24 protein-coding genes are annotated in these 24,783 nt (G+C 57.3%); 6 read left to right on the plus strand and 18 right to left on the minus strand.

Translation table 11 applies throughout. The features are described 5' to 3' along the window. Nucleotides 1–6 precede the first annotated feature (6 nt). From sufC to ACI48J_RS20590, 3 genes are all read right to left on the minus strand, one after another. Nucleotides 7–843, minus strand: a complete 837-nt coding sequence (gene sufC / locus ACI48J_RS20580) for a Fe-S cluster assembly ATPase SufC (protein WP_009671509.1) — start codon at nucleotides 841–843, stop codon at nucleotides 7–9. A 356-nt stretch (nucleotides 844–1,199) separates the two neighbouring features. Continuing rightward, a complete protein-coding gene (locus tag ACI48J_RS20585; RefSeq protein ID WP_326054454.1) occupies nucleotides 1,200–1,793 on the minus strand; it encodes a DUF1802 family protein in 594 nt (197 codons plus the stop codon). A gap of 246 nt (nucleotides 1,794–2,039) precedes the next feature. Then, nucleotides 2,040–2,489: a Dps family protein gene (locus ACI48J_RS20590; RefSeq protein ID WP_405080039.1), complete on the minus strand. Its 450-nt coding sequence runs from the start codon at nucleotides 2,487–2,489 to the stop codon at nucleotides 2,040–2,042. A 201-nt stretch (nucleotides 2,490–2,690) separates the two neighbouring features. Here ACI48J_RS20590 and mtnK point away from each other — a divergent pair, with 201 nt between their 5' ends. After that, a complete protein-coding gene (gene mtnK / locus ACI48J_RS20595; RefSeq protein WP_405080040.1) occupies nucleotides 2,691–3,917 on the plus strand; it encodes an S-methyl-5-thioribose kinase in 1,227 nt (408 codons plus the stop codon). Continuing rightward, nucleotides 3,917–5,026 (plus strand): S-methyl-5-thioribose-1-phosphate isomerase, encoded by a 1,110-nt coding sequence (gene mtnA / locus ACI48J_RS20600; RefSeq protein ID WP_405080041.1) that lies wholly within the window; start codon nucleotides 3,917–3,919, stop codon nucleotides 5,024–5,026. Before mtnK ends, mtnA begins: the two co-directional genes overlap by 1 nt. Before the next feature lie 129 nt (nucleotides 5,027–5,155). Here mtnA and ACI48J_RS20605 read toward each other — a convergent pair whose 3' ends face one another. Continuing rightward, nucleotides 5,156–5,857 (minus strand): TetR/AcrR family transcriptional regulator, encoded by a 702-nt coding sequence (locus ACI48J_RS20605; protein WP_405080042.1) that lies wholly within the window; start codon nucleotides 5,855–5,857, stop codon nucleotides 5,156–5,158. A gap of 158 nt (nucleotides 5,858–6,015) precedes the next feature. Here ACI48J_RS20605 and ACI48J_RS20610 point away from each other — a divergent pair, with 158 nt between their 5' ends. Continuing rightward, nucleotides 6,016–7,713: a DHA2 family efflux MFS transporter permease subunit gene (locus ACI48J_RS20610; protein WP_405080043.1), complete on the plus strand. Its 1,698-nt coding sequence runs from the start codon at nucleotides 6,016–6,018 to the stop codon at nucleotides 7,711–7,713. Nucleotides 7,714–7,854: 141 nt separating this feature from the next. Here the strand turns inward: ACI48J_RS20610 and ACI48J_RS20615 are convergent, their stop codons facing one another. Then, complete coding sequence (locus ACI48J_RS20615) at nucleotides 7,855–8,814, minus strand: aldo/keto reductase family protein (protein WP_405080044.1); 960 nt, start codon at nucleotides 8,812–8,814, stop codon at nucleotides 7,855–7,857. A gap of 196 nt (nucleotides 8,815–9,010) precedes the next feature. Between ACI48J_RS20615 and ACI48J_RS20620 the strand changes: the two genes are divergently transcribed. Together ACI48J_RS20620 and ACI48J_RS20625 are read left to right on the plus strand one after the other, a co-directional pair. Then, nucleotides 9,011–9,376: a winged helix-turn-helix transcriptional regulator gene (locus tag ACI48J_RS20620; protein WP_405080045.1), complete on the plus strand. Its 366-nt coding sequence runs from the start codon at nucleotides 9,011–9,013 to the stop codon at nucleotides 9,374–9,376. A gap of 84 nt (nucleotides 9,377–9,460) precedes the next feature. After that, nucleotides 9,461–9,931: an ester cyclase gene (locus tag ACI48J_RS20625; protein WP_405080046.1), complete on the plus strand. Its 471-nt coding sequence runs from the start codon at nucleotides 9,461–9,463 to the stop codon at nucleotides 9,929–9,931. 602 nt (nucleotides 9,932–10,533) lie between these two features. Here ACI48J_RS20625 and ACI48J_RS20630 read toward each other — a convergent pair. Beyond that, entirely contained in the window at nucleotides 10,534–11,529 is a 996-nt protein-coding gene (locus ACI48J_RS20630; protein ID WP_405080047.1) for a Gfo/Idh/MocA family protein, read from the minus strand. A 291-nt stretch (nucleotides 11,530–11,820) separates the two neighbouring features. Here ACI48J_RS20630 and ACI48J_RS20635 point away from each other — a divergent pair, with 291 nt between their 5' ends. Beyond that, on the plus strand, nucleotides 11,821–12,441 hold the full coding sequence (locus ACI48J_RS20635; protein WP_405080048.1) for a pyridoxamine 5'-phosphate oxidase family protein: 621 nt from the start codon (nucleotides 11,821–11,823) through the stop codon (nucleotides 12,439–12,441). A gap of 444 nt (nucleotides 12,442–12,885) precedes the next feature. On the opposite strand, the gene ptsP is transcribed toward ACI48J_RS20635, so the two are convergent. The 12 genes from ptsP to ACI48J_RS20695 all read right to left on the minus strand — a co-directional run bounded on the left by ptsP (nucleotide 12,886) and on the right by ACI48J_RS20695 (nucleotide 24,782). Continuing rightward, the gene (ptsP, locus tag ACI48J_RS20640; protein ID WP_405080050.1) at nucleotides 12,886–14,643 is read right to left on the minus strand and encodes a phosphoenolpyruvate--protein phosphotransferase; all 1,758 of its coding nucleotides are present in this window, start codon (nucleotides 14,641–14,643) and stop codon (nucleotides 12,886–12,888) included. Next, nucleotides 14,643–14,912 (minus strand): HPr family phosphocarrier protein, encoded by a 270-nt coding sequence (locus ACI48J_RS20645; protein WP_326054899.1) that lies wholly within the window; start codon nucleotides 14,910–14,912, stop codon nucleotides 14,643–14,645. The genes ptsP and ACI48J_RS20645 overlap by 1 nt, the downstream gene beginning before the upstream one ends. Before the next feature lie 260 nt (nucleotides 14,913–15,172). Beyond that, nucleotides 15,173–15,907: an SIS domain-containing protein gene (locus ACI48J_RS20650; RefSeq protein WP_405083263.1), complete on the minus strand. Its 735-nt coding sequence runs from the start codon at nucleotides 15,905–15,907 to the stop codon at nucleotides 15,173–15,175. 19 nt (nucleotides 15,908–15,926) lie between these two features. Continuing rightward, nucleotides 15,927–16,685, minus strand: a complete 759-nt coding sequence (locus ACI48J_RS20655) for a creatininase family protein (protein WP_405080051.1) — start codon at nucleotides 16,683–16,685, stop codon at nucleotides 15,927–15,929. Between the two features lie 13 nt (nucleotides 16,686–16,698). Next, complete coding sequence (locus ACI48J_RS20660; protein ID WP_405080052.1) at nucleotides 16,699–17,691, minus strand: phosphotriesterase; 993 nt, start codon at nucleotides 17,689–17,691, stop codon at nucleotides 16,699–16,701. A gap of 100 nt (nucleotides 17,692–17,791) precedes the next feature. Beyond that, complete coding sequence (locus ACI48J_RS20665; protein ID WP_326054894.1) at nucleotides 17,792–19,087, minus strand: PTS ascorbate transporter subunit IIC; 1,296 nt, start codon at nucleotides 19,085–19,087, stop codon at nucleotides 17,792–17,794. 20 nt (nucleotides 19,088–19,107) lie between these two features. Further along, a complete protein-coding gene (locus ACI48J_RS20670) occupies nucleotides 19,108–19,371 on the minus strand; it encodes a PTS sugar transporter subunit IIB (protein WP_326054892.1) in 264 nt (87 codons plus the stop codon). Beyond that, a complete protein-coding gene (locus tag ACI48J_RS20675) occupies nucleotides 19,368–19,811 on the minus strand; it encodes a PTS sugar transporter subunit IIA (RefSeq protein WP_326054891.1) in 444 nt (147 codons plus the stop codon). The genes ACI48J_RS20670 and ACI48J_RS20675 overlap by 4 nt, the downstream gene beginning before the upstream one ends. 26 nt (nucleotides 19,812–19,837) lie before the next feature. Continuing rightward, complete coding sequence (locus ACI48J_RS20680; RefSeq protein ID WP_405080053.1) at nucleotides 19,838–21,934, minus strand: BglG family transcription antiterminator; 2,097 nt, start codon at nucleotides 21,932–21,934, stop codon at nucleotides 19,838–19,840. 506 nt (nucleotides 21,935–22,440) lie between these two features. After that, nucleotides 22,441–23,298 (minus strand): SDR family oxidoreductase, encoded by an 858-nt coding sequence (locus ACI48J_RS20685; RefSeq protein WP_405080054.1) that lies wholly within the window; start codon nucleotides 23,296–23,298, stop codon nucleotides 22,441–22,443. Between the two features lie 76 nt (nucleotides 23,299–23,374). Next, nucleotides 23,375–24,172 carry an inositol monophosphatase family protein gene (locus ACI48J_RS20690; RefSeq protein WP_009671553.1) on the minus strand — a complete coding sequence of 266 codons (798 nt, stop codon included), beginning with the start codon at nucleotides 24,170–24,172 and terminating at the stop codon, nucleotides 23,375–23,377. A 73-nt stretch (nucleotides 24,173–24,245) separates the two neighbouring features. Then, nucleotides 24,246–24,782 carry a GNAT family protein gene (locus tag ACI48J_RS20695; protein ID WP_326054889.1) on the minus strand — a complete coding sequence of 179 codons (537 nt, stop codon included), beginning with the start codon at nucleotides 24,780–24,782 and terminating at the stop codon, nucleotides 24,246–24,248. Between the last annotated feature and the right edge of the window lies 1 nt (nucleotide 24,783).

The raw sequence follows: 24,783 nt of genomic DNA on the forward strand, positions 1-24,783 counted from the left end.
AGGCCATTAGTTATATTTCGGTGCGGTTGTGTTCATAGGAACTTGGAATTCTTGCTCGTCGTCATTGCCGACCGTTTCGTCAACGATGCCCAGTTCTTCTTTAATCCAGTCATAGCCGTCCTTCTCCAGACGCTGCGCCAGCTCTGGACCGCCGGATTTGACGATTCTGCCCTGCATCATCACGTGTACGAAGTCAGGTGTTACGTAATCCAGCAAGCGCTGGTAGTGGGTAATGATCAGGAAGCCACGGTCTTCGCTGCGCATAGCGTTAACGCCTGTAGCGACGATGCGAAGGGCGTCGATATCGAGACCGGAGTCGATCTCGTCGAGAATAACGATGCGCGGATCGAGCATCAGCATTTGCAGAATTTCATTCCGCTTCTTCTCGCCGCCGGAGAAACCTTCGTTCAGGTAACGGTGCATAAACTCCGGATTCATTTCGAGTTCTTTCATCTTGCTTTCCATCTGGCGGATAAACTTGATCAGGGAAATTTCGCTGCCTTCTTCACGGCGCGCGTTGATCGCGCTGCGGAGGAAGTCGGCATTCGTTACGCCGGCGATTTCGCTCGGGTACTGCATCGCGAGGAACAGGCCTGCGCGCGCTCTTTCGTCGACGGCCATTTCCAGCACGTCTTCGCCGTCCAGGCTGATGGAGCCTTCGGTCACTTCATATTTAGGGTGGCCCATGATGGTGGAAGCCAGCGTACTTTTACCGGTACCGTTAGGTCCCATGATGGCGTGGATTTCTCCGCCTTTAACTTCAAGGCTTAAGCCTTTCAGGATCTCTTTGCCTTCGATTTGCGCCTTAAGACCCTCTATCGTGAATACGGGTGCGTTTGCCATAGTGAATAACCCTCCAACTTTTCAATGAATTTCACTTTATAATCATTCTAATATGATTATCAATGATTCTCAATAGCTTCATCATAGTCTATGCCGCCTGCTTGAATCAAGAAAGGGCATTTTCCCCGGTCTATCGTCTTTAAACGCCGTCATATGAGCTTTTTCATTGCGCGGCGAATAAAAGTATGTAATTTTTTCCGTAAATGACCGGCTTGCCGCAAAAAGAATCCGGTTTGGACGACTCCTGGTCATTTCCGGTCATCCATGCTAAACCTGCTCCGTCTTGGCCGCGGGAAGCCTGTATCGGGCTGCGGCAGCGGATTGGAAGGAATCGGCTCGGCCGGCTTGCATGGAGACTAAGCCCCGTTGACCGGCCCGCCGTCCGCCAAAGCTTTCTCCACGCTCTCCACTGCCGCCCGGAACGCTTCGTCGCTCAGCACCGGCGTTCTGCCGGCGGACTCCAGCTCCCCGTGAAGCTCGATCCAGGACTTGCAGCCTTCATAGGAAGGATCGACGGCCAGGGTGACCGGCTTGTCCAGCTTATACACACGGAGCAGCATGACATGAAGGGGCTGCTTGCGTTTCCATTTCAATCTTTCCTCCGCAAAAGTCTCGGTCCAGATATGAAAAGGCTGCAGCTTCTCCAGCGTCTCCCCGTCGCTTATTTCGATGTCGCGGACCAATTCGGCCCAGGAGGAAATCGTCACCTGCCTGTCGTCCGGATTCCAGCCGTCCAACGTTGCTTGAAGTCTCGGCTGCGCGGAATCTTTGATGAGATGCGGCTTCTGATGCTCGTAGGTAGGATACAGGTAAAAAGCATCGGAAACGACGCGGAAATCCCGCGTTTCTTCGCGAATGCCGCCTTTGCGCATGATGAGAATCTGCTCGCCCTGCTCCAAAGCCTGTACGGCCGAAGCCCATTCTTTCAACGCCATTTGGGAATGTGTCACCGTTTACACCTCTCTTGCCCGTTATTCGGCTCACTCCCTCTTATTATAGTAGGCGTTTTCCCAAAAAGCCAAACCCGTCCGGCAAAAATCTCGTTAAAACGACGGTAAATTTTTCGCAAAGGCAACCGCAAAAAACCGGCGCGCCTCGTTAGAGGCCGCCGGCCGGCATCCGCAACCGATATTTTTCCCGGAACGCAAGGCATATTACAGCGGCATCGGTCGGCAAATGCACACCGCCCGACTCCGTCAGCCGTTCAGGAAAGAACCGAGCATCCAGCGGTGCTTCTCCAGGGACTGCGTAATGCCAAGCAGCATATCGGCGGTTCCTTCGTCCCCGGCTTTCTCGGCTTCTTTCATGCCCGTTTTGCACTCGTTTATGATCGTATCGAAATCGGCCAGCAGAGCGCGCACCATCGCATCCGGCTTCTCGCTTCCCGCGGCTTCCCCTATGCTGGATAATTCCAGGCACTCTTTGAGCGTGGCGACGGGCTTGCCTCCAATCGAGAGCAGACGTTCGGCCAGTTCATCGACATAGCCTGCCGCTTCGTTGTACAGCTCCTCGAACTTCACGTGCAGCGTGAAGAATTGATCTCCTTTTACATACCAATGATAATTGTGGAGCTTGACGTAAAGCACGGTCCAGTTGGCTACTTGTTTGTTCAATACTTTGTGGGCGGAACGGATCGCAATCGACATGACGTACCTCCTGATGTGGGATATCTTCCGGTAGTGTAGGCGGAACGGAGTCGTTTTATGTAAGCCGTGTCCAGGGACCGGAGCCCTAAAAATTGTGTTTCATGCAGGGGTGTTTTCCTTTATACTAGTATTTAAGTCGGAATTAACGGACAACCCGGTACAAGCCGTCACTTATTAATTCTTTCTCAGGAGGAACGCCAAATGACTACGACTTACCATGCGCTGACGGAAGCGGAAGCGATTGCATATGCCAAAGGACTGCCGAACATTTTCGCGCCCGACGCGGTGCTGACAAGCCGTGAGATCGGGGACGGCAATCTTAATCTTGTTTTTCACATCTCGGACGAAAAGTCCGGACGGAGCCTGATTCTGAAGCAGGCTCTGCCTTACGCGAAAGTCGTAGGAGAATCGTGGCCGCTTACGCTGGACCGCGCGCGCATCGAAAGCGAAGCCCTGCAGCTCCAGGGCTCCCTGTGCCCGGACCTCGTTCCTCACGTATTCGCATATGAGAAGGAACTTGCGCTGACGGTTATGGAAGATTTGAGCGACCACGTCATCATGCGCAAGGGCTTGATCGAGAAAAACAAATACCCGCTCTTCGCGAAACATATCGGCCGGTTTATGGCACGCACGCTGTTTTTCTCGTCGGATCTCGGAATGAACCAGCAGGAGAAGAAACTGCGGGTCGGCCGGTTCATTAATCCGGAGTTGTGCAAAATTACGGAGGATCTTATTTTCGACGATCCCTACCGCGATTCGGAAAATAACAGCATCGAAGATCATCTGAAAGATGCCGTTCAAGCGATCTGGCAGGACCGCGAGCTTCATCTGGAAGTCGCCATTCTGCGCAATACGTTCCTGACGCGTGCGGAAGCTCTGCTTCACGGCGATCTGCATACGGGCAGTATTTTCATCAAAGAAGATTCCACGAAGGTAATCGATCCCGAATTCGCCTACTACGGGCCGATGGGCTTCGATATCGGTGCCGTGCTGGCCAATCTGCTGCTGAACTACGCAGGCCAGGAAGGCTGGAGCGCAGAAGAAGCGGAGCGGACGGAATACCGGGAGTACCTGCTGGAAACCGTGAAAGAAGTGTGGACGGTATTCGAGCGTGAATTCCGCGCCCTGTGGGACAACGAAACCGTCGATCCGATGTCCGAAACGCCCGCCTATCAGGACTGGTACATGAATCGCGTTCTTCAGGAGACGATCGGATTCGCCGGCTGCAAAATGGTCCGCCGGATCTACGGCCTCTCGCACGTGGCGGACATTGACGGAATCGAAGACGCCTCGGCACGCGAACGGGCGCAGCGGCTTGCGCTTGCTATCGGAACGACCCTGATCAAGCGTGGCCGTCAGGCAAGCTCGATCGACGAACTGATTGCGGCCGCCCGCGAGGCTGCCGCCGCGAAGGAGGGAGTCCGCTAATGACTGCAAACGAAAACGGAGTACAAAGCGAAGGCCAGCGCGGCTGGGTCCAGTCCGTCCGCTGGAACGGAGAGCGGCTCGATCTTCTCGATCAGCGGCTGCTGCCCGAGGAAATCGTCTACCTGCCGCTGCAAACGCCCCACGAGGTGTGGGAAGCCATCCGCCACCTGAAAGTCCGCGGAGCGCCCGCGATCGGCATCGCGGCGGCTTACGGGGTCTTCCTCGGCATCCGCGACGCCGAAGAAGACGAGGCCATCTCGCGCGAATCGAACCGGCGCCGCCTGGCGGGAGAAGTCGCCAAGCAGGCGGACTACCTCGCCACCTCGCGCCCGACCGCCGTCAATCTGTTCTGGGCGCTCGACCGGCTCAAGCGGCTGACGCAGAAACTTGTCGAGATGGACATTTCGCACGGCGAAATGAAGCAGGCGGTTCTCACCGAGGCCATCCTGATCCAGGCCGAGGATGAAGAAACGAACCGCCGTATCGGCGAATTCGCCCTGGAGCTGTTCGAGGACGGCATGGGCGTCCTCACGCACTGCAACGCTGGCGGACTCGCGACGGCGAAGTACGGCACCGCGCTGGCGCCGTTCTACCTCGCGCAGGAGAAAGGCGTCTCGCTGAAGGTGTACGCCGACGAGACGCGTCCGGTTCTGCAGGGCGCGCGCCTGACGGCGTTCGAGCTTCAGCAAGCGGGCGTCGACGTGACGCTGATCTGCGACAATATGGCCGGCGCAGTCATGAAGAAGGACTGGGTGCAGGCCGTCATCGTCGGCACCGACCGCGTGGCCGCCAACGGCGACGTGGCCAACAAGATCGGCACGTACAGCGTGGCCGTGCTCGCCAAAGCCCACGGCATCCCGTTCTACGTGGCGTGTCCGATGTCCACGATCGACCTCAGCACGCCGACAGGGGAAGATATTCCGATCGAGGAGCGCGGCGAAGAGGAAATTACGCAGGGCTTTGGCAAGCGTACCGCCCCGCAGGGCGTCAAGGTGTACAATCCGGCGTTCGACGTGACGCCGAGCGAATACGTGACCGCGATTATCACGGAGAAAGGGATTGTCCGCGCGCCTTTTGCGGAGAATCTCGCCAAATTGTTCGAAGAATAATCCGCCGGGTTGTCCCGGCAAACAAGAAGCCAGCCCGGTAAAAATTCCGGGCTGGCTTTTTCGCGCTGCGGATCGCAGGACAATGCTTAGGCAGAGAAGATTCAGCTTATTCACGCCCCGGAACCCGGATTAAGACGGGGAGCTTTCTCCCCGCGATGCCTTTTCGGCTTTGAGCGCCTTCTGGATGATGACAGGCATATCCGGAAGGTCCTTCCAGATATCGAGCGAATCTTTCTCCGCTCCGAGCAGCTTTTCCAGAATTTCACCGATGGCTTGAAGCTTCGTCACCACTTCTTCCACCGTCCAGGCGAAAATGCCGGGATCGTAGAGGAAAAACAGGCCGACCATAAAAAACTCGACCACTTCCCGAGGATGGCTCGTATGGAAGCTCCCCTCCCCGATCCCCTGCTCGATAATACCCGTAATGAAAGGCGTGTAAGCCTTGACGGATTCCACGAGCATTTTTTGATGAAGAAGCGCGTTGTTCTCATGGTGCATATAATCCAGATTGTCCAGATTTTCTCCCCGCTTCACGAAATCTTCTTTCATGACCTTGATGATCTTCTCCCGCCCGGAAAGCACCGGGTCTTCCGCAATGGACGAAATAAGCCCCATGTGTTCGTCCAGCATGCGCCGGATCATCGCGTCAGCCAGCTCGTCCTTAGACTTAAAATAATAATAAAAGGTCCCTTGAGCGACCCCGACCTGTTTAACGATATCGCTAACCGCCGTGCGTTCGTATCCCTTCACCCGGAACAGCGACTCCGCAGCGGATAAAAGTTCCTGTTTGCGTTCCTCCGGACTTTTCGTAACACGTGCCAACTTCTCCACCGCCTTCATGCCCCGTATCCGATCGGTTAAAAGAATGACCGGAGAAGGAGTCTCTTTCTTTTAAATTTAACTATTGACTGTCAGTCAGTCAATGTTATATAGTTTTTTCATCGACTGATTGACAGTCAGTCAATTATAACTATGGAGGATTCCCACCCATGCAAAAATCACGCAAGATCCCCGCCATCCTTACTCTTCTGCTCGGTTTTTTTATGGCGATTCTCGACACAAGCATCGTCAATGTCGCGCTTCCCCGGATGAGCGAGTTTTACGGCGCTGACACCGCGGGCATTTCCTGGGTCGTGAACGGCTACAGCCTGTCGTTCGCCGTTTTTCTGCTCGCCGCTTCCCGCCTCGCCGACCAGTTCGGCCGTAAAAAAGCGTTTATGACCGGCTTGTTCCTCTTCACCTTGAGCTCCCTTCTGTGCGGCCTGGCAGGATCGATCACGTCCCTCATCCTTTTCCGTGTTATGCAAGGGATCGGCGCGGCATTGATCACCCCTCTGGTCGCCCCCCTGCTGCTGGCCCTGTTCCCTCCCGAAAAGAAAGCCGTCATGATGGGCATTACCGGCGCTTTGGCCGGCCTGGCGGCCGCAAGCGGACCCGCCCTGGGCGGCGTGCTCTCGTACCAGCTCGACTGGCAGTGGATTTTCTACATTAATCTCCCGTTCGGCGTCCTGGCCCTCGTTCTGGCCGCCTCCTCCCTGGCGGAATCTTACGATCCGACGGCTACGCGAAAGCTCGACTGGGGCGGTATGGTGACGGTATCGGCCTCTTCCCTGGCCTTGACGCTCGCTTTTATGCAGGCAAACGAGAAAGGCTGGGATTCTCCTTATATTTTGTCCCTTTTCGCCGCGGCTCTGGTTTCCCTTCTCCTGTTCCTACGGATCGAATCCCGCGTAAAAGAACCGATGCTGCCGCTGTCTCTTTTCCGGATCAAACGGTTTCCGTCCGGGAATCTCGGCCTGTTCCTGCTCGGAATCGGCATGACCGGCCCGACCTTCATCCTCGCGTTCTTCCTCACGCAGGTGATCGGCATGACGGAGCTGCGCGCCGGCCTTATTATCAGCGTCCTGGCCGTTGCGTCCATGATCTGCTCCGTCCTTGCCGCCAAAGGCGCCGCCAAGCTGGGCCCGCGGATTTTCTCGGTTACCGGAATGATCCTGCTTGCCCTCGGAACTTACCTGCTGGCGGGACTCACGACCGAGTCCTCGACGATGGATTACATCTGGCGCCTGGCCATTGCCGGAATGGGGACCGGCATGGCGATCGCGAATTTGACGGCAACCACCGTCCTGCTTCCCCCGCCGGAAAAAACGACCATCGCCATGGGCATCGGCACCATGGCCAGGACGATCGGAAGCGCGCTCGGCATCGCCGTTCTCGTCGCCCTGCTGTCCCAATCCATGCGGACGGAGATGGCTTCGGCCAAAACGGAGCTGGCGGAACGGATTGCAAGCAGCTCTCTGTCTGCGGAAAGCAAGGCGGGACTTGCCGAAGCTCTGCAGCAGGCCGGAAGCCGCGGGACTGCTGCGGGAGGCGCCTCAGGGGCGATGCAGAGCCTGCTCGACCAGTGGGACCGCAAGGAGCGGGAACAGCTCCAAGCCGCGTCCCCCGATGCTGCCGGGCGGGTGAAGGAAGCCTCCGCCAAAGACAAAGCGGAACTGCAGGGCCTGCTCCCCCAGCTTCAGGCGACGGTGAATACCCATACGACGGCCGCGTTCGGCCTCGTGTTTAAAATCAGCTGTCTGGCTCTGCTCCTCGGCGCCGTCTGCGCTTTCGTTAACGGACGAAAGACGGCGGAGCCCGCACGGGAAGCGGAACGGACGGGAAATGCCCTCCGCTCCCCGCACTAGGCGGGCTGTACAGCAAAAACACCGGTTCCAGGAAACCGGTGTTTTTTGTGCGCTTGTATGGATTATAGAGCCTGCCGAGCCATAGGCACTGCTTCGGGGATGCGGATACGGATGTCCATGCTTCCCTCCGTCCCGAACCCGTTACTTCCCGGCTGCCGCGTTCCCCGAGAGAACCGCCTCGATCCGCTCCAGCACGTCCGCCGCCAGCTTCACGCCCTCAGCCTTCACATTCTGCTCTACCTGCTCCGGACGGCTCGCGCCTACAAGGGCGCTCGCTACGTTCGGCTGGCGCAGAATCCAGGCAAGGGCGAGCTGTCCCACGGTAAGATCCAGCTCCGCCGCGATGCCTTCAAGCTGCTTCACCTTCGCAATGTTCTCCGCCGTAACGGCGCCGCGCATCGTTTCGACTTTGGCGGCGCGGCTGTCCGCCGGAATGTCATCCGCCGACTTGTATTTGCCGGTCAGGAGTCCCTGCGCCAGCGGCGAGAATACGACCTGACCGATTCCTTTTTCCTCGCCCAGCGGAATAATGTCTTTCTCGATATACCGGTTGAACATGTTGTAAACCGGCTGGTTGACGACGATTTTATCCAGCAGGTATCTCTCGGCCAGACCGAGCGCATCCGCCATTTGAGCCGCCGTCCATTCGCTTACCCCTATGTAAAGCACTTTTCCCTGGGTAACGAGATCGTCAAGGGCGCGGAGCGTTTCCTCCAGCGGCGTCTCGGGATCGTACCGGTGGCAGTAATAAATGTCGACGTAATCGGTTCCCAGCCTTTTGAGACTGGCATGAGCTTGCTCCATGATATGCTTGCGGGAAAGGCCTCTGTCGTTCGGTCCTTCGCCCATCGGCCAGAAAGCTTTCGTCGCCAGCACATAAGATTCGCGCGGATATTCCTTTAAAGTGTCGCCGACCACCTTCTCGGCTTCCCCCTGCTTGTAAACGTTTGCGGTATCAAAAAAGTTAACGCCCAAATCGTAAGCTTTACGGATCGATTGAACCGCATTGTCACGTTCGACGTAGCCTCCATAAGTAAGCCAGCTTCCGAGGCTAATCTCACTGACCTTCAAGCCCGACCGTCCGAGTCTGCGATAATGCATGTTCCATAAACCTCCCCAATCTGATTTCACGAAGCGGACAAGCCGCCTCCCATTGCCATCATAAAATACTTTCTATATGATGAACAGTAGTGATCTTTTTTTGATCATACCCATAAAATTGTAGCTGCTACACTTTTGTTTAGTAAGGCTCAGGCCTTGCGGCGGACTTATTCTTTTAAAAGGGGGAAGCGCCTTCATGACAGCTCAATCCGGGAAAATACCGGCGGAACCGGCGGCAAGCAGCTATGTTCCGAAGGAGCCCTGCGTCATTGAATGCTCTATCGAAAAGACACTCGATGTAATCGGCGGAAAATGGGCGTTTCTTGTTATCCGGGAGCTTTTCGACGGAACGAGACGCTTCGGAGAGCTTCAGCGGAGCATTGCTTCGATCAGCCCTACCGCACTGACGAATATTCTCTGCCATCTGGAGAAACAGGGCGTGCTCGAACGGAAAGCCTTCGCGACTGTTCCGGTTACGGTGGAATATACACTGACGCCGAAAGGCCGCGATTTACACAAGATTTTAAAAGAAATGAAGCTCTGGGCGGCAAAATGGACCTGACTGACATCGGGACGAATTATTCGGTCAACCGGCAGCGGGCATAACATGCCGATGCGTGAACCCAGGAGAGCGGAGGAAAGAATCATGACAGCTTTAAGACCGGAAGAAGTGGTCAAGCGTTTTTTTGATGAAGTGCGGTCGGGAAAAAATCTAAAGGCAGCTCCGGAGCTGATGGCCGGCAAAGTATTCGCCCATCAGGTCCAGTCGGAGCAAGAAGCGACGGTAGAGCGTACGCCCAAAGTTTATGCGGAGCACGTGCAGGAAATGCTCGATGCCTACGGCCCCTTCACCCTGGAAGTGCAGGAACTCCTGGGCTCCGGCGACCGGGTGTACGTACGCTGGAAGCAGACGGGAACACACATCGGCGAAGTCGACGGCTATCCGCCGACCGGCCTGCCCGTTATCGAGCTGGCGAGCGCGGTGTACCGGGTAGAGAACGGGAAAATCGCCGAGTACTGGATCCAGATCGACCGGGCCGGTATCGAGCGACAGCTGAAGCGCAACGCAGCGGAAGCCGGGGCGTTAACAGCTACGGCGGACGGGGCGGCGGACTAGCGGGCTGTCACCGGAGCTTGCCGGGTCGGACCGATGCAATGCTGCGGATATCGACGCTTACCGGTTGAAGAGACAAGCAACCGGACTGAGACACGAGACACGAGACACGAGACACGAGACACGAGACACGAGACACGAGACACGAGACACGAGACACGAGACACGAGACACGAGACACGAGACACGAGACACGAGACACGAGACACGAGACACGAGACACGAGACACGAGACACGAGACACGAGACACGAGACACGAGACACGAGACACGAGACACGAGACACGAGACACGAGACACGAGACACGAGACACGAGACACGAGACACGAGACACGAGACACGAGACACGAGACACGAGACACGAGACACGAGACACGAGACACGAGACACGAGACACGAGACACGGCAAATGGTAGATGAATTTTCCGGGGCAGTCAAGAAAAGAAGCCGGTTAGCCGGCTTCTTTTTCTGTCTTTATGTATCGCGATGTCTGGTGAGCATGACCGGGATAAACGAGAGATAGCGGGAAAGTACCCGATCCGTTCAGCCGAAAGTACGCGGATGCTCTCCAACATTCATCCGGGGACTTTTTTCGCCTTCTCCTCTACAGCTTAACGGCGCAGCCGCTCGCTGCCGAAGCGTTGGACGCTTCCATCAGGCGGGTAAGGTCCGCTGCCAGCTGCAGGTTCTCCTCCGCCCGGGTCCCGGACTCGATATGCGCCACCCACTGCTCGAAAGCGGAAGGCTTCGCCTGCGGGAGATCCGCGACCGTCTGCCACTCCTCCCCTTCCTGCGAGCGTGTACGCAGCAGGAGCCTGTCGTCGTGCTGGGAGTACAGCAGGCTGCCCTGCGTGCCGTGAATCTCGATCACGAACGGGGAATGGCTGTTCACAAAGCCCGCTTCCACGATGCCCAGGGCGCCGCTCGGGTAACGCAGTACGCTCACCGCGTTATCTTCCGCGGAGCGTCCCGTCACGCTGCCGTAATTCGCCGTCACGCTTTCCGGCATACCCAGGAATAAGCGGGTCAGGTACATCGGATGACAACCGAGGTCGATCATGGCGCCTCCCTGCGCGGCGGACTCGTCGAAGAAACGCTCGGGAAGCCAGCCGCCTCCTTCTTCCCGGTTCAATCCGCCGTTATGGGATAGTCTTGTACGGACCAGAGTCAGTCTTCCGAGGACTCCTTGTTCGAGAATGTCCCGAATCGCCAGCGTGTACGGGGCGTTCAATCTCGGCAGCGAAACCGTCATGACCACTCCCGCTTCGCGGACCGCGTCCATAATCTCGTCGCATTCTTTCTTCGAGGCGGCAACGACTTTTTCCGTGAAGATATGCTTGCCCGCTTTGGCCGCCGCCACCATAACGTCCCGGTGAAGATGGGTCGGGGTCGTCACGATAATGCCGTCGATTTCATCGTCGGCGAGCAGTTCAGCCAAGTTTTCGTAAAATGGAATTCCGCGGTTTTCCGCTTCTTTGCGGCCTCTGGCCGGGTCTTCATCCCAGATCGCGGCAACCTGAGTACCCGGATGCTGGTTCGCGTCTTTCTCATAATCCAGGGCGTGAACGTGCCAGAAACTGAGCAGAGCGACTTTTAACATAAGAAAATACCTCCATTATGTCTGGTTGGTTTCGGTCAGCCGATAGGGTGAAGCCCCTATCCGGGCATGCCTTTTGTATGGGAAGCTGCATTTGAGGAGCAGCGGCTTCATTGTTTAGCACGAATTTGAACGCGCGTACATCAATCAATGAACCTTCACCCTCCCCTTCTGCCTGTGACCGACTGCAACTGGTCCACTAAAAATAGCGTAAAGTGGCTCTTCAGAAAAGTCAACCGTCCCGCTAAGATGAAAAAAACAGCCGCAACCAGGCAAATTACAGGGGTGGAGAATTTGAGAAGAAAAGAATTCGGCGTGGAAGACTGGCAGGAAATCGAGCAGTTTATGAACGAAATGACATTCGGGATTCTGGGAACGACCGGCGAAGACGGGTACCCGAATTTAAAAGCTCTTAATTTTGTATACGCGGACGGCGCGATTTATGCCCACGGAAGCAAAGTCGGCGAAAAAATTTCGGACCTGGGCCGGAATCCTCTCGTCACGTTCGCCATAGCCAAGGAGTATGCGCTCATTCCTTCCTATTTTACGGAGCCCGTGTACGCCTGTCCGGCGACAGCCTTCTTTAAGTCCGTCGCGATAAAAGGCAAGGCCGTCCTCGTGGAAGATTTGGAGGAAAAAGCGAAGGCGCTCGGCGTCTTCATGGAGAAACTTCAGCCCGAGGGCGGCTATGAACCCTTCTCCCTGGAAAATCCGGGCTACGTCAGCCAAATCCGCGGCGTAGCCGTAATCCGAATTGACGTGGACGACCTGTCCGCCAAGTTCAAGTTCGGCCAGAATATGAAAGGCGCCAAGCGCGAGGCCGTCGTGGCCGGACTCGAAAACCGCGGGAAAGAACTGGACGAGGAAACCGTCCGTCTGATGAAGCTGTATTGTCCGGCGCACCGGGAGGGATAAAGGCGGACGAAAGCTCCGAGTGAGGGTCGCTCCCGTTCCGTCCTCCCCCGCACAGGACGTACAGCAGGCTCAGCTGCCGTCGGCGGCCGCTTCCTTGCGAGGCCCGCCGCGTGCGGGGAGCTGCAAGCGCGGTGTGTAAGGCGTCAGCCTCCCGCTTATCGAACGGCCGTGCAGGAAGGAAGTTTGACGCAGACTGTGTCCCCCTGCCGGACGATAAAACCGAACAACCCGGTTCCGCTCATACGGGAACCGGGTTATTCGGTTTTGCCTATCTCTGTCGGAGAGTGGCTGTATCTGAATCTTGATCAGAGGCTTAAATTGAACCCCCCAAAGCGGAATTCCGCTTCATCGGTGTCACAAGCAGCGGCCGCTCCCGCACTAAACCTGACATAGGCTTCAACCTTCGCAGCCGCGTCAGTTTTCCGATCGCTCCGCCAGCGGGATTTAAACCGCTTTAGCCGCGCGGAACTCCTCAAGGGCCTGACGCACCGCCTGAGGCGTATCCAGAAGCAGCACCCGCTCAGCGAGCTCGCGGCACTCCTGACGGTCCAGCCCGGCCAGCACTTCCTTCAGCGGGCTGAGACGTCCCGCTTCCATGCTCCACTCGTCCAGTCCGAGACCGAGCAGAAGCGGCGCGGCCAGCGGATCGCCCGCCATGCCGCCGCACATGCCGGTCCACTTGCCGGCCGAGTGCGAAGCTTCGATCACGGTGCGGATCAGCTGGAGAACAGCCGGATGGAAATAGTCGTACAAGTACGCCACGTGCTCGTTCATCCGGTCCACGGCCAGCGTATACTGGACGAGGTCGTTCGTCCCGATGCTGAAGAAGTCCACTTCCCGCGCAAACTGACCCGCCATCACGGCCGTGGAAGGAATCTCGACCATGATGCCGACTTCCATCTTCTCGTCGAACGGGACGCCTTCCTGTCTCAGCTCCGCCTGCGCTTCCGCCAGGATTTCTTTGGCCTGCCGCCATTCCTGCAGGCCGGAGATCATCGGGAACATCACCTTCACCTTGCTGAAGGCGCTGGCCCGCAGAACCGCCCGCAGCTGCGTGAGCAGCAGCTCCTTGCGGCTGAGACCGATCCGTATCGCCCGGTAACCGAGGAAGGGGTTCACTTCCTTCGGCAGCTGCAGATACGGAAGTTCCTTATCCCCGCCGATATCCATCGTGCGGATGATCACGGGGCGGCCCTCCATAAGCTGGGCCGCTTCCAGATAGGCACGGTACTGTTCTTCCTCCCCGGGCATAGACGGGGAATTCATGAACAGGAACTCCGTGCGGTACAGCCCCACGCCGTCCGCTCCCTGCGCGGCGGCGGCCCCGGCTTCCGCGGCGGTGCCGATGTTCGCCGCGAGCTCCACGCGTGTACCGTCCGCGGTTACCGCGGGACGGGCCGCGTATGCCTCGAGCGACTTGCGGCGCTCGAGATCCTGCCCCATGCGGAGCCGGTATTGCTCCGCTTCGGCTTCTCCCGGCCGGGCGATGCACAGCCCGGCGGCTCCGTCGACGACGAGGGTGTCCCCGTCGTCAATGCCGTCCACGGCATCGCCTGCGCCGACGATGGCGGCGATGCCGAGCGACCGCGCCAGAATGGCGGTGTGGGAGGTTGCCCCGCCCGTGCGGGTGATAAAGCCGACGACCTTGGCCGGGTCGAGCTGCACGGTGTCGGACGGCGTAAGATCGTCGGCCACGAGGATCACCTCGCCGGTGATTCCCTCAAGACCGGCTCTCTTTCCGGGCGACAGGCAGGCCAGAAGGCGGCTTCCGATATCGCGGATATCGGCGGCACGCTCTTTCATGTAGTCGTTGGTCATCCCTTCGAACCAGGAGGCGACCTGACTTACGATTTCGGAGACGGCCTGCGGAGCCGGCTCCAGCTTTTCCCGGATCCGGGCTTCCATCTTCGGATAGAAGGCCGGATCGTCCAGCAGCTTCCGCTGGCCCGCCAAAATACCGGCCTGCTCTTCACCGACGGTTTCCTTCGCCTTCTCCGTGAGCCGTTCCAGTTCGCCCGCGCTGCGGGCTTTGGCTTCTCTAAGCTTGCCAAGCTCAGCCTCGATTACCGCCGAATCATCCGCAATAGGCTTCCATTCGGCAGACGCTCCGCCAGCATTCCCGTGCGCCGCACGGTAAACGAATGCCGGCGCGATGCGGATTCCTTCCGAAACGCCGATTCCCTGAATATGCAGCCCCTTCATCAGGCTTCACCGAACTTGCTTTCGACAAGCTGCGCCAGCGCTTCAACGGCTTCCTTCTCTCCGTCTCCGCTCGCTTCAATCGTGACGACAGCCCCTTTTTCAATGCCGAGCGTCATCAGCTCCAGCATGCTTTTGCAATCCGCCGTGCGTCCTTCTCCGGTCTTCAGGTGCACCTCTGCTCCAAACTGGCCGGCTGTTTCAGCAAAAAGCTGAGCCGGACGGACATGAAAGCCCTGCTCGTTCTGTATGGTTACTGTTTGTGCGAACATGTCGTTCCTCCTCACCCGTTCACCGCCGGATCAAGACCGCAAAAAAAAGGATAGGGATGTATGGTTTCTCCCGACAGCTATCCGCTTAAGTTTTGCAAGTCGTCTTTCGGCGATTTTTCCCGGTTAACGTTTTTTGGGGTTGCTTGTAAAAATTCCGTTCTCTGGTCTGCTTATTTCTCTGTAACTCCACACATTTGCCGGATCTGAGCCGGATACAACCTTCTGTTTATTTTGAGGTTGTTTTTCTCTGTTAAGGCAGGTTACGCCAGCAGGGCGATCCGCTCTTTGTACGTTTGGATCAGCGCCTGATTGTGCGCGTCGGAACCGTCGATGTTGCCGCTCAGGAACACCGGCGGATTAAAGCCGTTTTCGATCATGATTTCAATGGACTCGGCAAAAACGGCATTCAGGATCGCAGCTCCGATCACGGTCGAGCTCGGTGTGAAAGGCACCTGAAGACCCGGATGTTTCAGCACGGCGTCTCCTTTGACCGAGAAGTTGTCGATCACGAGATCCACCGCCTCGGACAAATGCTTGCCGCTGGTATGCCGCGACGGCTGGCTCATGGAATATTCCAGGGAAGTAATCCCGACGGTAACGGCGCCTTTCTCCTTCGCCATCAGGGCGACATCGACCGGAACCGGATTGCGGCCCGAAGTGGACAGGACAAACACGACTTCTCCTTGGCGGATATCCTGCTCCTTCATGAAATCGACCGCCAGATCGTTCTGTCTCTCCAGCTCCGACGAGCGTACCGCTCCTTCGTGCAGCATCAGTTTCTCGACGAAGATCGGACGAATCGGGACAAGCCCGCCTGCCCGGTAGAAGACTTCCTCGGTCAAAATATGCGAATGGCCGCAGCCGAACAAATGAATAATGCCGCCGTCCTGAATGCAGGCCGCCACTTTCTCGGCCGCTTCGCGAATCGGTCCGGCCTGTTCGGTCCGGACTTTGTTCAGCAGCTCGCCGATCACATCAAAATACGTATTCATCATCATAGCTCTCACCCCGTTGTCAGTCTGTTGAATCCTGATGTTCCCCGTCTTCCAGCGCCTGCTTGGCCCGCATCAGCATCTCGGCCATCACGTCCAGGCTGCGTTCGATAATCTTCTCGCCCTTCTCCCGGGTAGCCAGCGTGGCGTCGCCGAGAACGGCCGAGGACGTGATTTCCTCCCATGGCGTCGGCGTGCAGTCCGCTTCCGCTGATATGCGGGGCGCTCCGTCTAGGGCTTTGCTCATGTCCACGTACTCGCCGGCCAGATAAAGCATGTAGGAAGTCTCGATTTCGTCGGCATGCATGTAGGTGCCGTGGGCCGCCGAAGACTCCCTCACCTGAGCGGTGATTTCTTTCGTGCCCGGATAAAAGAAATAGAACACTTTCAGCTCCGGCACCCGCTCGTATAGAATCCTCGCGGCTTCCTTAAGCGCGACCGCATTGCCCAAATGGCCGTTGACCATGGCGAAAATACGGAAGCCCTGCTGGTACAGGCTCTCTCCGATATCCGCCAGCAGCCGGATCAGCGCCTCGTTGGAAACGTTGATGCTGCCCGGAAAATTCCGCAGGCTCCACACCTGGCCGTAAGGGAGGACCGGAAGCACGAAGCTGTCCGTGCGGGCCGCCAGTTTATCCGCCAGCCGTTCGGCAAGCAGATTATCGGTGCCGAGCGGCAGGTGGGGGCCGTGCGCTTCCACGGCTCCGATAGGAAGGATCGCCGCCCGGAATTGTCGGATTTTATCCTGCACTTCGTACGAGTTTTCGTGCTCGAATTTCATCGTGCGCGCCTCCTTACTTTTTGAATGAGAAGCAGTTGGCCGGGTTGCTTACGAAAAATTTCTCGATCAGCTTCTGCCCGTCGAATCCGTTGCGGTTCGCTTCGTCCACAAAGCGCGGCACCCACTTCGCAATGATGTACTCCAGGCCGAGGCCGTGGTCGTAATGCTTGTAATATGTTTTGCGGGCGGTATCTCCGCTGATCAGAATCTGATCCTCGTAGCCCTTGCTTACGAGATTGAGAATCAGCGCGATCCGCGTGCTTTCGGGAGCGTATTTGATTTTGCCGATGCCGTCAAAGCTCATGTAAGCGCCGGTTGCCGCGATCTGCTCGTGGTAGTAAGGGTCCGGGTTGCGGTCCATATGACCCAGGCTGAGGTACGACAGGTCCACGCCCTCGCTTTTCAGGAGCTCGATCTGCTCCAGCGCCATGGTGCCGACTTCCGTATGGGAGTGCACGGGAGCTTTCGTCTCGTGGTGGGCCCGCGCTACCGCGCGGAGTGTTTTCTCTTCCAGGGGCGTAATGCGGTTGTAGCCCGTCCCGAATTTGACTTGGCCGGCTTTAAAAGGCGTGCCTTCGAGCCCTTCTTCCACCTCGCGGATGACGAAATCGGCCAGCTCGTTGATGCTTTTCGCTTCGATCCATTGGGTGTAGGTTTCATAATCGCCGGTGAGCGGCTTCAGCTCTTCTTTGATTTTGGCATCCCACAGGAAGCTTTTGTTGAAGCCCGCCGTGCCCACAATCCGAATGCCGGTTTCCAGGGCAATTTCCTGTACCGCCTGGACGTCCCGGCCGTAATCGACCGCCGTCGCATCCACGATCGCGCGTCCGCCGTACTTTTTGAAATCAAGAACGTCCCGCTTGGATTTCTCTTTATCGTCCAGCAGCAGATCGTCCTCTCCCCGTTCCTGCCAGAAGGCCGGACGGCATACAATATGTTCGTGGGAATACGTAAAGCCCAGATCCTCTTTGGCGATGTCTCCATGTAAGGTGCGGATATAGCTCATAACGTGTCTCCTCCACTCTCTATTTTCGGAAAAGGAAGACGGCGGAGCTTAGCGCTGTCACCGTCTTGTTGTCCTCGGGCGTTCGCCCGCTCATTCGTTGTTAGAAGAAAAGCTTAGCCAGGAAGTGCAGAATCGGACCGATAATGAACATATCGGAGTCGGCTGCCCACATGGCCGTATCCGGCACCGTCGAAGCGATGAAGAAGCGGACCATGAGGAATTGCCCCCAGGCTACGATCGTGGCAGTGATGAATCCGCCGATCACGGCCCCGCGGACACCGCCCGTCGAGTTCCCGAACACACCGGCCGTTGCCCCGTGGAAGAACAGGACGATCATCGTAGGTACGAAGATGTAGGAAACGGTGTTCCCGAGCACAAGCAGCCAGATAATGGCGCCCGCGAAAGCTCCCAGGAAGCCGAGTACGACAGCATTCGGCGCGTACGGATACACAACCGGGGCATCGAGTGCCGGCTTGGCGCCGGGTACGAGTTTTGTAGCGATCCCGTTGAAAGCCGGAACCAGTTCGCCGACAAACATCCGGACCCCCATCAGAACGATAGCGATACCGCCCGCGAACGTAAACGATTGGATAATGGAATAGATAATAAAGTTCTGATCGCCCGATTTCGCCATCAGTTCGGCGGCGGCAGGCGTTCCTTTCGTCGAAAGGATAATGGCCCCGATCAGGAACAGAATCCCCATGCTGAGCGCTGTAATGACGTTGGAATCACGGAGGAATTCGAAGCCTTTCGGCACTTTGATTTTCTCCGAGTCGTTGTTTTTGTTGCCGAATAGTTTACCAAACAGGGCTGCCAGCAGGGCAACCGAGGCGGACGTGTGGCCGAGGGCGATGTTGTCGTTGCCCGTTACTTTGCGCAGGAACGGCTGAACGAGAGCCGGCTGGAATGTCCAGTACAGACCGAGTACGACGGCAATCATCAGCACAAGCTTCCAAATGGCGATACCGCTTGCGGCATGCACGATCACGCCCGCGAAAATCGTTGAAGTCCAGAACATCATGTGACCGGTCAGGTAAATGAATTTAAACCGGGTAAAACGGGCCAGCGCGACGTTGATCAGGAAGCCGACGAGCATCGCCAGCGTGACGGCGCTTCCGTATTTGCCGTTAAACGCTTCCTGACCCATAAACGTACCGAGCGAGCCTGCCTCCAGTCCGAAGACCTCTTTCCACATCGGCTCGAAGACGTTCAGCGCTTTGACGATGACGTCGGAACCGGCGCCGATTACAAGGAAACCGATAATGGCTTTAAAGGTACCGCTTACGAGCTGGCTCGTCGATTTCTTCTGGAGCAGAAGGCCGACCAGAACGATAAACCCGAGCAGAATGGCCGGTGTTCCGAAAATATTGGTGGCGATCCAAAAAAGCACGTCCATAAAGACCCCTCCTTAATGGGTTACAGCACTTCTTCCAGTTTTTGTTTGATTTCGTTATTGTCAAAATAGTTATTGACGATCACGATTTTGGCCGCGTGCCCTTGCAGGCTCTGTGCCAGTTCATTGCTCGTAATGATGTACTCCGCCGCCGTGCCGGACGCCGTGGATACGTCGGTATGCTCCACATCGGCGCTTACGCCCATGCCGCTCAGCACGTTCTCCACATTCATTCTCAAAATCAGGCTGGTTCCTTGTCCAAGACCGCATACGCATAAAATTTTCATTGTTCGTTCCCCCTAATAAGTTGTTGGATAGTATCTACATCGGCTGCCTGCTTGAACGCTTCCACGTTGTCCGGGTTGCTCAGCAAAACCGTCAGCTTGCGCAGCATGGCGATATGCTCGGAGCTGGTGGACCCGCCCAGTGCGAATACGAGCTGAACGGGATCGTTGGCCGCGTGGCCGAATACGACCGGTTTCTTCAGCCGGAGCAGCGAGACGGACGCTTCTTTCACTCCGTCTTCCGCACGGGCGTGCGGCAGAGCGATATGCGGCGCCAGGACGAAGTACGGGCCTTTGTCCCGGTAGGATTCCACCATGGCTTCGGCATAGCGCGTTTCCGCGGCGCCCGCATCCGCCAGCAGTCCTCCCGCCAGGCGGATCGCTTCTTCCGCCGTCTCGGCTTCGACATCAAGTGCAATTAAGGACGGTTCTAAAAATTTCATCTGTCATCTCTCCCAAATCCGGTAGTCTAACTGCGGGGACCTGCTTGTACCTGCTGTAAAATCTGTTCTTTGGTCCCGGCGTTCTTCAGCCGGGTCAGGCTGTCTTGCTCTCTGAGCAGGAGCGTCAGCTCCGACAGCGCTTTGAGATGCGATTCTCCGTCGATCGCCGCCAGCACCAGAATCACTTGTACTTGATGGCGGGCTTCTCCGGAGAAGGCTACGGGCTTCGCAAGCCGCAGCAGGCTGATTCCCAGCCGCTTCACTCCGTCCTGCGGCTTGCCGTGCGCGATGGCGATGCCCGGAGCCACGACGATGTAGGGGCCCAGAGCCTCCACCTTGGCGATCATCGCCCCGATGTAGGCCGCCTCGATGCGTCCGTCCTCGAGAAGAGGCAAGGCCGCCTCGCGGATGGCGGAGCGCCAGTCGGCGGCCTCCTCCTCCACCCGGATCATCGATCCGGTAAGCAGGTCGGCCAGCGACGGCTTGCGGGCTTCGCTCAGCCACGTTTTCCCCACGGACATGTAGCGGTTCAGTTCCTCCGCGAGCCCCGCTTCATCCGTCACCTTCGCGTATTTGCGGACAATGTCGAGCAGAGCCTGAACCGAGCTGGCCTGGGCCCGGGACTTGCGGCCGACGACCGTGTTGATCTGGTTCAGCAGATGCTCCTTGTCCTTGTCGCTGAGGATCGGATTCACGACGAACACGGGGACGCGGCTGTCCGGAAGCGGGACCGTCGAGAAAATAAAATCGACGCTCTCCTCTTCAAACGCTTCGTAATCCCTCAGCGAGAGAATGGCCGTAATGTCCACCGCCGAAAACAAATCTTCGAGCTGGGACTTCAGCATCCGCGAAGCGGAAATGCCGTTGACGCAGACGATGGCGGCCCGGCGCCTCTGTACCGGCTGCGTGTTTTCCCTGCGCAGCCAGCCGCCGAAATGCATGGCGAGGTAGCCGATCTCGCTATCGTCGAGCCTGCGTCCGACAAGCTCCTCGAACGGTGCCGCGGAGCGCCGCGTCAGCTCGAACACTTCCCCGTACTTGGAGCGGATGTTGCCGAGGAGCGGGTTATCGAGCTCCAGTCCGTACAGGATCCGGTAATACGCCGGCTTCAGATGAACGAGCAGATTCTCTTCCATCGCTTCCCGGTTCGGCAGAAACACGCAGGCTTGACGCTGGAAGGCGTCGGTCATTTCCCTGGCCGCCTCGCGGAGCTTGTCGATCACTTCCTCGGAGCCGGTCAGCTGCTCCATCCGGTTGACGCGCGCCCCGAGCAGGTGCATCGTAAAATACGCGATTTCCTCGTCCGGGATGGCGGTGTCGAACAGATCGCCAAGGCCCTCCGCAATGCGGGCGGCGGCCTCGTATTCCGGCATGCGCCCGAGCACGCTCCGCTCATCTTCGTCGATCGAGATGAGCTGCTTGTTCTGGATTCGGCGTGTATAGAGCAGGAAGCGAGTGGTCAGGTTAAACACCATCTCGTCCGTCAATTCCACGCCGAGCGTGCGTTCGCTGTCGGCGATGAGCCGGTAAACCCGCTTCAGGCGATCCGGCTTCATCGGAGGGAATAAGTCCAGCACCGGGTCGAGACTGCCCGGGTCTTCGCTCCGGCTGAGCGCCTGCTCCCAGCCCACGCTTCCGAAGATCTGTCCGAAGTAGTACGTGAGCGCCTTCCGCTTGTCGCTCTCTTCCCCCCGGACCCGGTAGCCCTGTTTGCGGTCGTAAGCGACCCTAAGCTTCAGGATTTCCAGTTCCGGCCGGACGATGTTCAAATCCTTCAGCACGGTTCCCCGGCTGACTTGCAGGAGATCCGTCAGGTGATGGACGAAAAGCGATCCGTCCGCCGGCGATAACAGATGGACGGCCAGCCAGGCAAGCCGCTCCCGCGGAGACAAATAGTACTGCTGGACCGGAAGCTGTCCGGTAAGCTGCGGAATGCCCTTGCGGCTTTCATCCGGCAAATAGTAGCCGGCCGCCCGGACATATTCGACCGGCGGAAGATGAATCGTTTTCAGCCAGTCGTTGATTTTTTCCATATCGTAATAAACGGTTCGTCTGGAGATGCCGAGCTTCTGCATCAGTTCTTCCAGAGATACATAATCGGCTGCCTGCTGCAGCAGCGTCAAAATCCGGGTACTGCGTTCGTCCAGAATACGGCATCAACTCCTTTGCCGTTTAGTGTAGTTCTTTGTTCGATTTGATTATACCCATGGACAATAAACGAAAGACAGTTCAATTCGTGGAGGCTCCTTTGTGCAAAAATGAATCCTAATCTCGCAAATCCGGAAGACGGTACCCCGCTTCGGCTTTCGTCCACGCAAAAAAAACGGCTCCGGAAGCATCCGCTCCTGGCCGCTTTATCAAGCCGGTTCGGTTAAACCAGCCTATGTCCTGTACGAACACGTATTCAGCTTGACTGTCATGTACTCGCGGTACGATTATGTATTCTCCACACTTACTGTCATGTACATGCAATATTGCCATGCCTTGATCCTGCAAGCTCGCGCACTGCTTGACGCTCCATCTGTCTATCGGTGGATCGCTGTCATTTGTTACAGCAGTTTTACTGCCTCTTGTTTCAATCTTGCTGCATCTTGCCTGCTCTTCCGGCGTTACTCCGCGCCCGCCCGCATCACTCCGTTTCCGAAGGCTGCAGTCCCACTTCCCGCACGCTCCAATCCCAGAACTTCGCGGCGAGTTCCTTGTCTTTAGCCCGTGCGGAAACCGGCGCAATCTTCTTCCGGTAAAAATATTCGCCCGTGGCGCACGACACGTTATCGCTGACAGCCAGGTAAACCGCCGTCTCCGCCCCCTGGGCGGGTGTCAGGAAGAACGGCCGCAGCATAGCGAGCACCGATTTGCCGAAGCCCGTATTCCGGTCCACGCCGATCTGGGTGCCGACGGCTCCCGGGTGCAGGGCGTTCACCGTAACGGCGGTCCCTTTCAGCCGGGCGGCGAGCTCCTTGGCGAACAAAATGTTCGCCAGCTTGGACTGCGCATATCCGGTCCACACCGTATACCCCTTCGTCAGATACGGGTCTTCCCAGCGGATTTTGCCGATTTTATGCGCACCGGAGGAGACGACGACGATCCGGCCCTGCTCCGCCCGCTTCAACGGCCCGAGCAGCAGATTCGTCAGCAGAAAATGGCCCAGATGGTTGACGCCCATCATCGCTTCGAAGCCGTCGGAAGTGGTCTCTCTCTTAAGCGATACGACGCCGGCATTGTTGATCAGCACGTCCAGATGATCGTAGCGGCTCTTGAAATCAGCGGCAAAAGACCGGATGCTCCGGAGCGAACCGAGGTCGCACTGCATCAGCTCGATTTCTCTGGAGCCGCTGGCCGCAATTGCTTCCCGGAGAGCGCTCTGCCCCCGCTCTTCGCTGCGGCATACCATAACGACCTTCGCCCCCTGCCGGGCCAACGCAATCGTTGTGGCGAGACCCATGCCGGAGTTGGCCCCGGTTACCATCATGATTTTATGCTTCATCTGCAGCCCGCCTTCGTTTGGTTTTTGGGGAAAATCGCGTACGAGCAGGATCGCCGACAACAGGCGCTTGAACCGATCAGCCCAGCCCTTCGGCCACCGTTTTCAAAAAATGCTCCTTATGCGCCGGGTGGCAGGCAATGAGGTAAGGCTCCGGGCTCATTCCTCTGAACGGCTTGCCTTCATAATCCATGACGAGTCCGCCCGCCTCCTGTACCATCAGGATGCCCGAATACAGATCGGTCCCTTCCGAGTTGTAGAGAACGATGCCGTCCAGGTCTCCCTTGGCGAGCATGCACCACTGGAGAGTCGGCGCCCACACCCTCATCATCCGCTTGAACCGGACGTCCAGATGATGGCGGAGCTTAACGGCACGCGCCTCGTTCTGGACCTTGTGCCCCTGTATCCAGCCGATCGTGCCGCGTTGAATGGACGGGCAAGGTTTGGTCTGAATGCGGATATTGTTGCAGAAGGCCCCTTTGTCCGCCGCGCTGAGGAACAGCCTGTCCACCATCGGTTCGTAAATTACGGCCAGCACGGGATTTCCCTGGTGCATCAGCGTGATAGACGTGGCGAAAAGCGGAAGACCTATCGCGTAATTGTTCGTCCCGTCGAGCGGGTCCACGATCCACATCCAGTCGCTCTGCCTGCCGTTGTGCCCGATCTCTTCGCTGTCCACGCAGTGATCGGGAAAGCTTTTCGCGATGTGGGTCAAAATAATTTCCTCCGCGAGGTGATCCACCTCCGTTACGACATCGCCGAAGTCGTCCTTTTCCAGAATGCTGTTAATATTCTCAAACCGGTTCTTCGCTTCTTGTCCGGCTTGCAAAGCGGCTTGGATCGCCACCTTTTTCGCTGCGCGCAGAATGTCTTCCACTGCCTTCTCCCCCTCTGTTCTATCTGTCCGCCTATCCGATTAGGCTTGTATACCGTGTCTGTAGTCCGATGTTTTACCGGGCGCGTCCGTGCCATTCGCTCTCCAAAATGCCCATTTCAATCAAATTCCAATAGGTGTCTCCCATTCTTCTCGCGTCCCGGATAAAACCTTCTCTTACGAAGCCTTCCTTCTCATAACAGCGGATGGCCGCTTCGTTAAAATCGAAAACGCCGAGCGTCATTTTATGAAGCCGCAGCTCCTCGAACCCGATCCGGAGCGCCTCGCGGATCATCGCTTGTCCTGTGCCGCGGCCCCTGAGGGCCGTATGGCCCACCAGCACTTTGCCGATTCTCGCGGAGCGGTTATGACGGTCGATATTTCCGATCGAAAGATGTCCAACCGGCAGGTCCGTTTCCGAATCGATGACTTTATAAATAAGCCGGCCGGATTGGCCGGGATCGTTGGCCCCTTCCATGTAATCCTCTAACTGCGATGCGGTTAGAGGGTATTTAAACTGGGGCCCCGCCCATTGAAGCAGAAAAGCCTCGTCTCCGCTCCATTCGATAAGCCGGTCGAAATCCTCTCGTCCGAAATACGCAAACCGTATCATT

Origin of the sequence: Paenibacillus chitinolyticus, assembly GCF_045038035.1 — a bacterium.
Lineage (GTDB): Bacteria > Bacillota > Bacilli > Paenibacillales > NBRC-103111 > Paenibacillus_F > Paenibacillus_F chitinolyticus_A.